This is a genomic window from Acinetobacter stercoris (assembly GCF_900323515.1).
GTDB lineage: Bacteria > Pseudomonadota > Gammaproteobacteria > Pseudomonadales > Moraxellaceae > Acinetobacter > Acinetobacter stercoris.
Genome location: NZ_OOGT01000145.1, coordinates 1 through 10,387, shown reverse-complemented (window position 1 = coordinate 10,387; position 10,387 = coordinate 1). Strand labels below are relative to the sequence as shown.

Here is a 10,387-nt window from a genome sequence, read left to right as displayed (position 1 = left end):
TTTTTATGCTTTTTTGAATGAACTATATTTCTTCAATTGCATATAAAAAAGCCACTTTATACACTTTTACATATCAAAAATATATTTCATATCGTTATACAAAATTAGATCCGTTTTTTCTGGGCAAGAGCGATACCAATTAAAATCACAACCCCACCCATCGTATGATAGATCGTCCATGCTTCATCTAACCAGAAATATGCAATAATTGCTGTAAAAACAGGCATTAAATTCATAAAAATACTGGTTCGATTAGGTCCGATATGATGAACGGCAACCATCCATAGTAGAGGTGCAATGAGTGAAGGAAAAACACCCGCATAAAATACACTTGCAGCATTTTGAGAATCGATACTGTCCAAACCTAGCCATAGAATAAAAGGTAAATGATAAATTAATGCAAAACTGATCTGGATATATAGACTAACGAGTAGTGGAACTTGTAATTGCCATTTCTTAAGGAACACACCATAAAATGCGTAGAAAAATACGGCAAATACCATAATGATATCGCCCCAGTGCTTACCCAGTTTCAATAGGCTACCGAAATCACCTTGCCCCATGACATAAAGCAATCCGATAAACGATAAAATACTCCCGATCACTGCATAACGATTTGGAATATCCCTTAAAAGTGCCATGGAAATAAAGATCGTAAACACAGGTACAAAGGCATTGATAATTCCCATGTTAGTTGCCGTAGTATGATGAGCAGCTGAATAGGACAAGCCTTGATACAGCACCATCCCGAAAGCACTCAATACGGCAAATTGTACAAAATGTCTCCTGATTAAATCTCGCTGTTTCCAGACTTTTAGAAACATAAATGGAGTCAGAATGACAAAAGCAACTAACCAGCGATAAAAGCTGATACTTACAGGGGAAATCAAATCAGCAACGTAGCGGGTTACATTGATATTCAACGACCAAATAAACACGGCAATCAACGGTAGGCTCAATGCCCATCCGATATGTTTCGACTTTTCAATCATTCATTTAATCTTTATTTACCTTAATGAGGTTAATTATCATTTAAGTCTGTTTTAATTTAAATATTGAATATCAGACATTATTATAGCGTAAGAGACATCCACTTATAAAAATAAATCCCATACCTTCATCGCATTATTAACCACTTGCTGTAAATCTTCTATGGCAACTTCATCTCGTGCTTGCATGGATAGACCTTGTGAAATGGTACTATAAAAATTTGCCATTTCATCTAATTTCATATCCTGTTTTAAGTCCCCATCATGCACGCCCTGTACTAGGCGCTCATAAATAAGCCGTTTAACATTTTGCCTTTTTTCTAACAAATCTTGTTGTAACTGGTGATGCTGCTCGGAACAATTCATTGTTGATACCAATAACATACAGCCTTTAGGCTTATTGTCCTGAACCAGTTTTTGGACATTCTCATGCAGATAAAGTTCAATAGCAACTTTAGCCGTCTTTGCCTGTTGAAAAATAGAAACTATGGCACAAGCCTCATTTTCCAGATAATAATCCAGACAACGATAAAACAATTGTAATTTATCACCAAAACTACTGTACAAGCTTGGTGCAGTAATATTGAGTGTGTGAAGTAAATCACTCATAGATGTTGCTTCATAGCCATACTCCCAAAACAAAAGCATAGCCTTATTCAGCGCTTCTTTTTCATCAAAACACTTAGGACGTCCACGCTTACGTTTTTCTTTCTCTTCTGCATAAGATGCATCTGAATTTACATTTTTTGGTTCTGTCATAAACTTCACACATATTTTTATAACAATCATTACTAAATTAATTGACACTGGGAAATTATTCAAATATTTTATTTTTATAACGATCATTATTAAATTATCTAAAAAAATTTAGCCCAAGGAAATACAACCATGGTCCAGACATCTACGCCCTCAAAAACTGAAGAATTAACAGATTCAGCTGCCTCCATTCCAGGCGGCAGTTGGTTTGCATTATTAACTGTCGCGGTGACTGCATTTGCTTTGGTCACCAGTGAATTCCTTCCTATTGGTGTGCTCAACAGTATTTCTACAGATTTACATGTCTCCGTTGGAACAGCAGGTTTAGTCATTACCCTACCTGGTATTATGGCTGCATTTGCAGCACCATTATTACCAGTATGGGTAAAACAATTAGACCGAAGGTATTTACTCATTGGTTTGACAGCAATCATGGTCGTTGCCAACCTGATTACAGCATTTGCTACTAGCTTTGAAGTTTTGCTATTTAGTCGCTTTATTCTAGGTATTGCAATTGGTGGCTTCTGGGCGACAGCTATTGCTTTGAGTCCCCGGTTAGCACCTACCCATTTACCCATAGCAAAGGCAACAGCTATTGTTATGGCTGGTGTAACTTTGGCTACGGTTCTTGGTGTACCTATAGGTACTTGGCTAAGTGAGTTTTTTGGCTGGCGTACCGCGTTTATTATTACTGCAGCCATCGGATTTCTAGTCTTTATCCTGGAGCTAATATTTCTACCTCAGCTCAAGCCAAGCTCAGCTATCCATTTCCGTGATTTACCTGCTTTATTAAGAGAACCCAAAGCACGTAAAGGTCTAATTGTCATTTTACTGATTGGCTTAGCACATTTTTCTTCTTATAGTTATCTTGCACCCTTCTTTAAAAATGTCGCTGGCTTTAATGGGACAACCATTAGCACCTTACTATTACTCTATGGCGTTGCAGGTATTTTTGGTAATGCATTTGCTGGTTATAGTGGAAATATCAATGTTCGATATACCTTTGCATTTATTGGACTATGCTTCGCGATCGTCTTTTTCAGCTTTCCAGTTTTCGCTGTCTATGAAATGGGGGCATTTATTTTAACAGGGCTTTGGGGCTTTGCATTTGGTGCGTTTCCTACAACAGCCAATATCTGGATGTTTGTTCATACACCAAATGCTGTTGAAAAAGGTATGCCTTTATTTGTTGGTTTTTTTCAGGTCATGATCGCAACAGGTTCTCTGTTAGGTGGATACATCGTTGATCATTTCAATGCGAATATTCTATTGTATAGTGTACTTAGCTTTATTGTTCTCGCGATTGTTTCGATTTTCACACTATCTCGCGGGTTAAATAATCCTAAGATTGATTGCGAAATTTAGCTAAACTCTATACAGGATATTCAGTATCAGTGGAACTTGGTAAACTTATTGAATTAGATGAATTCTTTTACAATAAAGATGATATCGTCACTCCCCATTCCAATTTATGGGGAGATTTTAATTTTAGTTTAAACGGCACACTCGAACTGAATATTTCAGGACAACAATTTTTATCACCTCCAAGTTATGGACTATGGATTCCCCCACAAATCGAACATTGCTGTACTGCATTTGAAGAACAGCTTACCCATTATATTTGTATTCGTATCCATCCATGTCTGTCTAAACAACTGTCAAACGAAGCCAAGACCCTGAGTGTTTCAGCATTTTTAAAACACACTGTTGAAGAAATATTGCAACAAAAAAATTCAGGAATTCCATCAGCAAGCTATTATGAACATTTATTGCAAATCCTGATCGACCAGATTTATATCTCTCCAGTATATGACCATTATTTGCCACAAAGTAACCACCCAATTTTAAAACCCATCTTGAGTGCATTATCTGAACCTACTCACTTTCATAAAAGCTTGCAACAAATACTAGAAACATTTGATATCACAGAAAGACATATCCTTAGACTTAGCCAAAAGGAACTATTGATGTCTATTTCGGAGTGGAGAAATCGTGCAAAATTGATTTATGCAATCACCCAACTCCAACAAGGAATCTCCATTAAAAAAATCAGTTATGAATTGGGGTATCAACACAGCTCAAGCTTTATCGAATTTTTTAAACGCTATACAGGACAGACGCCTTCTCAAATCAAATATGCATAATGCTGATGAAAATTTCTTGATCGCGAGTTATCTTTAAAAACTATTGTCATTTTAGTTCTAGCTATGGCATGTTGATCAGGTGATATTTTGTCAAATAAAAGAATTGAACTTGAATCACGAAAATTGAACTTTTAATCCTATAAGGATAAATAATGAAAAAACTATTAATTTCAACCTTATGTTTAGTCTCCTTTGCTTTAACTGCTTGTGATAAAAAGCCTCAAGATACTAAAGCTGGCGGCGTAGCTGGAAACTCATCCCAACCTGCCACAGCATCATTAAGTAATAACAATATTTCAGATATTAAAAATGACTTGCTACAACTACAAACACTAAATAATACTCAAACACAAGAAACTGCAAATTTCCAAACCGAAGTCATCAAAGCTGCTCAATCAGGTAAAGTTGAAGAAGTACGTACTGTTGTTGACAAAATGCAAGCTTTCGTTGATGGTTTCAATAAAAATCTGGATAACATTCCATTGAAAAGTACAGAAGTTAGTGCTTTAAAAGATAAAATCAAACAGTCAAACAATCTTGGTCTGGAGCTCGCACAAGCAGGTATTGCAAATCCACCTGATATAACAAAAATTAATGAATTACAGAAAAAAGGAACCGATCTTCAAAAGGATATTCTCACTGAAATGCAAAACCTTCAAACTAAAGCAAATAATGCCAAATAACTTTAGATCATTATTTCAAAAAGCGAGTAAAAAACTCGCTTTTTGCTTTATTTTTACTGGAAAATAACAATATCAACTTGTTCTCATATGTATTTCCCGATACAACAATACCAATATTTAAATATCTATCAGGACACCTCATGACAACTTCTGTATACAACATTCCTGTAAAAAGCATAGATGGCAAGGACATCAATTTAAATCAATATCAGGGCAAGGTATTACTTATTGTCAACGTTGCCTCGAAATGCGGTTTAACGCCACAATATGAAGGTCTGGAAAAGCTTTACAAAGAGAAAAAAGATCAGGGCCTAGAAATTTTAGGCTTCCCAGCAAACAATTTTCTGGAGCAAGAACCTGGAACAAATGAAGAAATTCAGCAGTTCTGTTCTCTCACTTATGATGTACATTTTCCATTATTTTCGAAAATCTCAGTAGCAGGAACAGATAAGCATCCTCTATATCAGGCATTGATCACAGCAATTCCTGAACGTATTGGTGAAGGACCTTGGTGGAAAGATCTGGTTGACTATGGGTTAACACCAAATCCAAAACCTGAGATCCTCTGGAATTTTGAAAAATTTCTGGTGAATAAAAATGGTGACGTGGTTGCCCGTTTTGCCCCTGACATTACTGCAGATGATCCTAGAATCCTGGAAGCAATTGAAACTGAACTCAAAAAATAAAGCCTTCTTTAGGGCATCAATTGATGCCCTTTTCAATGTACTGTAACAATGTGTTATTGCTTTGCAACTCTCAGCATTTTCTCCATATTTCAGCTCTATATTAATCAATATATTCAAAACTGATCGAGAATGATGAAAAAGCTATTACAAGGTGCTGTATTACCTTTCGTAATTTTTACTTCTGGCGTTTTACTTTTAGGATGTGATCAGGCTCAAGACCATAGATCTGATCAAACTCAAGCTGAAGATCAACAATCAAGAGATGATTCTTATTCCAGTAATGAACAGGTAAACTCAAAAGATGATCCAGCTGATAACCATACTTCAGTACGTTCAGATTTAAAAAGTGGCAATATGTTCTACATCGCCCGCGATGTGGCAGATATGCAACTCAAAACAGGTGATTATGTTAGAAAACTAGAACAGACTCAAAATGACCTTCAACAGGCTATTGAGAGCAAAGATCAACATCAGTTACAGAAAACTGCAACAAATCTACGTTATCAACTACAAGGCTTTAGCGATGCATTAAACGCTTTGAACTTAAAGAGTGAAGAAATAGATTCTATTCGCGGTCAGGTATTACGAGCCAATAAGCAGGTTCTGGACTCACCATTTTTAAATGGTTCAACAGATTTCAGCAAAATTAATTTTGAAAAGATTGAACAACAAATGAACACCATTCAATCTGATATGCTTAAACTTGCAGCAATGCTCACAATGGGGAAAAGTTCAGATCAGCAAGGTGATGATGATTCAGATCAATAACCGATAAGTTTAAAGGCCATACTCACCACCAGTTTAACATCATCATGATATGCTATTTCATCATGATGATTTTTTTTTTGCCTCATTAAGTATCTGCTTTTTCAGGTGAAAAATCTGTTAAATATTCATTCAGGTTAAAGCTTTTAAGCTGTTTCTTTAATTCGAAAGTCGTCCAAGGCCAAGCTACGCTATTACGCCCATTTCTATCCAGAAAGTAGCTTTGACACCCTCCCTGATTCCAGACAGTAGTTTGTAATGCCTGTTGTACTTTTTCGTTGTAGGCTTTAACCAGTTTTGGATTTGGCTCTATGCTTCGAATTCCAAGATCAATCGCCTGTTTAAGTGCATCTACGATATAAGTAAGCTGCGCTTCTATTATAATAAATGCAGATGAACTTACAGCAATATTTGGACCAAACATTAAAAAACCATTAGGACAATTTTCAACCATTGTTCCTTTATAGCCCTCGGGACTTCCCTGCCAGACATCAGCCATAGATTGACCATATCTATTGAATACACGCTTGGCAATAGGTGGTTCAGCAATTTCAAAACCTGTCGCTAAAATTATAATATCTGCTTCACAGGTTGTTCCATCCAACGCAATTAAAGTATTACCCTGTACTTCTGATAAGCCACTTGCGATTACCTCTACATTTGGCTGAGCAAGTGCAGGATACCAATTATTTGATTGCAAGATCCGCTTACAGCCAATAATAAAATCTGGCGTTAATTTTTTCCTAAGTTCTTTATCTTTTATTGAAAACTTTAGATTAAACCCAGCCAAACGCTGAAACTGTTTCATCGCAGTTGGGCTTTGAATTCCACCGTTGATCGTTTCAAAGATTCCATATACCCCTCCACGTAAAAGCTGCTGGGTAAATGGCAAATATTTAAACAACATTTGAACAGGTTTGGGTAAATCAATATCCGACTTAGGTAAAATCCATTGAGCTGTTCTCTGAAAAACTGTTAACTTTTCCACAACAGGTTGAATTTGTGGAACAAACTGGATAGCAGATGCTCCAGTTCCCACCACAGCAACACGTTTCCCAACTAAATCCAGATCGTGCCTCCAGCGAGCAGAGTGGAATATCTGACCTTTAAATTCTTGAATGCCTTTAACATCAGGCAAAACAGGTTCATGCATCGGTCCACAAGCCATAATGCTAAATTGTGAGCGAAACTCCCCACGATTAGTCTGAATAATCCAGCATTGATCCTGTTCCGACCATTGAGCAAAAAGCACTTCTGTATCCAATTTCACATTGGGCATAATTTGATATTTATGGGCTATATTTTGTAAATATTTTTTGATTTCAGCTTGTGGAGCAAACACCCTACTCCAGTTAGGGTTAGGCTCAAAAGAAAAACTATACAAGGCAGACGGTACATCGCAAGCACAGCCTGGATAGGTATTTTCACGCCATACTCCTCCTAGTTCATGTGCTTTTTCAAGCAATATAAAATCATGGATACCTGCTTCTTTTAATTTTATGGCTGCACCCAGCCCTGCAAATCCACCACCAATAATAATTACTTGATGATATTCAAAACTGTTCGCATTATTTTTCTGAGTATTCATTATCTTATTCAAGCTCAAAATTAAGAGCTAAAATCGCAAAAAGCCTGGTTCTTGTCTATTTCCAAAATGACCGATTTATCAAAACATCATGATGTTATTTGCCTATGCAGATAAAATCGTTACCACCATTTAAGGATTCCATGCTGTATTACATCTTTTATCTTTCCCTAATGCCCACTGAATATCATCTTTAAATCTGCTCTTAGGATATTTGAAATCATTAGGTAAAAATAAAGTAAGTCTGGTTTTCTTATCACGCAGTCCTTCCACTGTCACTTTAGATAAATATCGCCCATCCTGATTACGTGTAAAAATAGTTCCCATTTCTATAAAATTTTCAAGTTTATTATCCGTATACACCAAATTATCATTGGTTGAAAAAGCTACACAATAATGATATGCCCGCTTCAGATTATAAAATGCTTTCCGATAATCAATATCAATTTCCGCAGAAAGACCATTGGCATATGACTGGGCAACCAAAGCCGCCTCAGTAGCCTGACTAGGTTCAGATATATAGTGCTTTTGGCAGGCTGCTAATATAACTGGAAGAGCAAATAGCCCGTATAAATATTTCTTTTGCACCTTATTGTTCCTCATTATTTTAACCCAGACATTATGCTTAAATTTATCAATAAATTATGAGTGCTAAAATTCTTTGCCAGATTTTGTCTGATTTGATATCAGCTCTTTCATAAAAAGAACGATACAAAACAGCATTATTTGCAATTGGCACTTACAAATAAGTGCTAGTAAATTCTCATATTCATTTTAAATTATCAAAATAGTTAACCAAATTTTAAAAATTTGACGTATAAGAAGATGGAGCGTAGCACTATGGCAAATGATGTAATTTATAACATTACCCCTATCGAATTTCGCTTAGATTTAAAAGATCCATTTCTCTTTACAGCACACCATGTCGATCATTTCCCTGCAGCCAATGAAAATATGGGGCCTGCTTTTGAACCGACTAAAGAAGAACCTTATCGTATGTATTATGGTGATGTCGTTCCAGGCTTCCCGGAACATCCCCATACAGGTTTTGAGACCATAACACTTGTTGAGCGTGGCTTTGTTGACCATTTTGACTCACTCGGAAATGGCGGGCGCTATGCGGCAGGTGATGTGCAATGGCTCAGTACAGGAAATGGTATTGAACATTGTGAAATGTTCCCACTATTGCACCAAGATAAACCAAATACATTCGAACTTTTTCAAATCTGGTTCAATTCATCTGCTGAACAAAAAAAACAAGATCCTGCCTATAAAATGATGTGGCGTGAGCATATACCTCATGTAGCAATAGAAGACCATTATGGGAATCAAACCGACATCCGTGTTATTTCAGGTGAGTTCAACGGTACTGAAGCAATATCGCGTCCGCTCCATTCATGGGCTGCTGCTAAAGAAAACAAGGTAAACATTTATCTTATGACACTAGATGCAAATGCTGAAATCACAGTGCCTGCAACAACTTCAACCTCAACCCGTTTTGCCTATTTTTATCAGGGAACAACTTTAGGGGTTGCTGGTGAACTTGTACACTACCGTCATTTAGTTGAGCTTCAACCAGATGTCGAAATTCACTTAAAAGCTGGAGATGCCGAGGCCCGAATTCTATGGTTAGAAGGTGAACCTATAGGTGAACCCGTAGCAATGCGCGGACCATTTGTTTTAAATACAGATCAAGAGCTAAATGATGCTTTTCGCAGATATCGTGCAACACATTTTGGTGACTGGCCTTGGTCAAGTTCAGCACCAGTATTTAAACGGGAGCAGCCTCGCTTTGCCAGTTATAATGGTGGAGTAGAAAAAGAGTTCCCGGAACAGGCTTAGGCATTATTTTCTCGCCATAATTTAAAAGCAGCTTGCATGGCTGCTTTTTCTTTGTCTGAAACTTTTCGACTTTCTAAATCGGAAAAACTTCCTCGATAAGTTTCATCTATAAATTTTTTAGTCATTCTCTCGATACTTGATCTGCCTTGAATTTTATAAGCAGAAACTTCATCTAAAGTAAGCTTTATGTCCCAGCATGAAACAACTGAACTCATATCTATAGCAATACCTAGATAATATTGATCTTCATGTTGGTAGAGTTCCCAAAAGTGGGGTTCTTGGTCAATAAGGTTCATAATGCTCTATTCTTTGAATAATTATTTAGAAATTACTAGAAAATATACTTTTAAATCCATTCAACTTTAGCTAAGTTATCATTCATTTATTTAAATAAAATAAGGTATATCAATAGATTAATTGATATACCTTTTCATCGTTACTTATTGAGTGAAATTGTTGCTTCACTGCAGTTTCCACTTTTAGCCAGTTCATATTCACTGATTGCTTTTTTACCTGTAGTTTCATCAACTTGTTTTAGATTAGCGCCACCTACAACAACGCCTGGCTTAATAAATTGTTGAATAAAATATTGTTTACCTGCCTCAGTATTTATCTCTAAATGATTTGGAGAAAATTCTGACTCTGTAGATATTGTATGCTTCTGATTGCCAGATACTTCTTTATAAAAAAATACACCTCTTGATGATTCCCCTAAACATTCACCATCAATCCAGATATCTTTTTTAATTGAAGCACCCACTACAGAGTTTGAACGATAAACATAAATTGCTGCATTACCCTCTGATGGAGAAGTGAGTTGTTTTACTTGTTTTGATAACTGCTGATCAGCTTTAGGGACTGATGCACATCCAACAAATATGGAAGAAATAATTAAAGGAAGTATTAGTTTAATTTTCATTTTAAATTACATGATTTT

Annotated in this window: 12 protein-coding genes; 6 read left to right on the top strand and 6 right to left on the bottom strand. The window is 36.3% G+C overall.

What is annotated here, in order from left to right:
• Positions 1-104: 104 nt before the first annotated feature.
• Entirely contained in the window at positions 105-992 is an 888-nt protein-coding gene (locus KPC_RS13865; RefSeq protein WP_121974952.1) for a DMT family transporter, read from the bottom strand.
• Between the two features lie 102 nt (positions 993-1,094).
• Positions 1,095-1,748, bottom strand: coding sequence for a TetR/AcrR family transcriptional regulator (locus KPC_RS13860; protein WP_227591499.1), 654 nt, complete (start codon positions 1,746-1,748; stop codon positions 1,095-1,097).
• Between the two features lie 129 nt (positions 1,749-1,877).
• On the opposite strand from KPC_RS13860, the gene KPC_RS13855 reads away from it, so the two are divergent.
• The 5 genes from KPC_RS13855 to KPC_RS13835 all read left to right on the top strand — a co-directional run bounded on the left by KPC_RS13855 (position 1,878) and on the right by KPC_RS13835 (position 6,026).
• Positions 1,878-3,110: an MFS transporter gene (locus tag KPC_RS13855; RefSeq protein WP_121974950.1), complete on the top strand. Its 1,233-nt coding sequence runs from the start codon at positions 1,878-1,880 to the stop codon at positions 3,108-3,110.
• A 29-nt stretch (positions 3,111-3,139) separates the two neighbouring features.
• The gene (locus KPC_RS13850; protein ID WP_121974949.1) at positions 3,140-3,889 is read left to right on the top strand and encodes an AraC family transcriptional regulator; all 750 of its coding nucleotides are present in this window, start codon (positions 3,140-3,142) and stop codon (positions 3,887-3,889) included.
• Positions 3,890-4,041: 152 nt separating this feature from the next.
• Positions 4,042-4,572, top strand: coding sequence for a hypothetical protein (locus KPC_RS13845; RefSeq protein WP_121974948.1), 531 nt, complete (start codon positions 4,042-4,044; stop codon positions 4,570-4,572).
• Positions 4,573-4,712: 140 nt separating this feature from the next.
• Positions 4,713-5,258, top strand: a complete 546-nt coding sequence (locus KPC_RS13840) for a glutathione peroxidase (RefSeq protein ID WP_121974947.1) — start codon at positions 4,713-4,715, stop codon at positions 5,256-5,258.
• Positions 5,259-5,390: 132 nt separating this feature from the next.
• Positions 5,391-6,026, top strand: a complete 636-nt coding sequence (locus KPC_RS13835; RefSeq protein WP_121974954.1) for a hypothetical protein — start codon at positions 5,391-5,393, stop codon at positions 6,024-6,026.
• An 85-nt stretch (positions 6,027-6,111) separates the two neighbouring features.
• On the opposite strand, the gene KPC_RS13830 is transcribed toward KPC_RS13835, so the two are convergent.
• Complete coding sequence (locus KPC_RS13830) at positions 6,112-7,611, bottom strand: flavin-containing monooxygenase (RefSeq protein ID WP_121974946.1); 1,500 nt, start codon at positions 7,609-7,611, stop codon at positions 6,112-6,114.
• A 129-nt stretch (positions 7,612-7,740) separates the two neighbouring features.
• Positions 7,741-8,196, bottom strand: coding sequence for a hypothetical protein (locus KPC_RS13825; RefSeq protein ID WP_228212268.1), 456 nt, complete (start codon positions 8,194-8,196; stop codon positions 7,741-7,743).
• Between the two features lie 252 nt (positions 8,197-8,448).
• Between KPC_RS13825 and KPC_RS13820 the strand changes: the two genes are divergently transcribed.
• A complete protein-coding gene (locus tag KPC_RS13820; RefSeq protein WP_121974944.1) occupies positions 8,449-9,450 on the top strand; it encodes a pirin family protein in 1,002 nt (333 codons plus the stop codon).
• On the opposite strand, the gene KPC_RS13815 is transcribed toward KPC_RS13820, so the two are convergent.
• The gene (locus tag KPC_RS13815; RefSeq protein WP_121974943.1) at positions 9,447-9,746 is read right to left on the bottom strand and encodes a hypothetical protein; all 300 of its coding nucleotides are present in this window, start codon (positions 9,744-9,746) and stop codon (positions 9,447-9,449) included. The two genes, KPC_RS13820 and KPC_RS13815, sit on opposite strands and share 4 nt — an antisense overlap.
• A 140-nt stretch (positions 9,747-9,886) precedes the next feature.
• A complete protein-coding gene (locus KPC_RS13810) occupies positions 9,887-10,369 on the bottom strand; it encodes a DUF2846 domain-containing protein (RefSeq protein ID WP_171334501.1) in 483 nt (160 codons plus the stop codon).
• Positions 10,370-10,387: the final 18 nt, after the last annotated feature.

Bases quoted from the DNA above. Each gene is read 5' to 3' on its own strand.
- KPC_RS13865 (WP_121974952.1), bottom strand. From the start codon at position 992: ATGATTGAAAAGTCGAAACATATCGGATGGGCATTGAGCCTACCGTTG.
- KPC_RS13860 (WP_227591499.1), bottom strand. From the start codon at position 1,748: ATGACAGAACCAAAAAATGTAAATTCAGATGCATCTTATGCAGAAGAG.
- KPC_RS13855 (WP_121974950.1), top strand. From the start codon at position 1,878: ATGGTCCAGACATCTACGCCCTCAAAAACTGAAGAATTAACAGATTCA.
- KPC_RS13845 (WP_121974948.1), top strand. From the start codon at position 4,042: ATGAAAAAACTATTAATTTCAACCTTATGTTTAGTCTCCTTTGCTTTA.
- KPC_RS13840 (WP_121974947.1), top strand. From the start codon at position 4,713: ATGACAACTTCTGTATACAACATTCCTGTAAAAAGCATAGATGGCAAG.
- KPC_RS13835 (WP_121974954.1), top strand. From the start codon at position 5,391: ATGAAAAAGCTATTACAAGGTGCTGTATTACCTTTCGTAATTTTTACT.
- KPC_RS13830 (WP_121974946.1), bottom strand. From the start codon at position 7,611: ATGAATACTCAGAAAAATAATGCGAACAGTTTTGAATATCATCAAGTA.
- KPC_RS13820 (WP_121974944.1), top strand. From the start codon at position 8,449: ATGGCAAATGATGTAATTTATAACATTACCCCTATCGAATTTCGCTTA.
- KPC_RS13815 (WP_121974943.1), bottom strand. From the start codon at position 9,746: ATGAACCTTATTGACCAAGAACCCCACTTTTGGGAACTCTACCAACAT.
- KPC_RS13810 (WP_171334501.1), bottom strand. From the start codon at position 10,369: ATGAAAATTAAACTAATACTTCCTTTAATTATTTCTTCCATATTTGTT.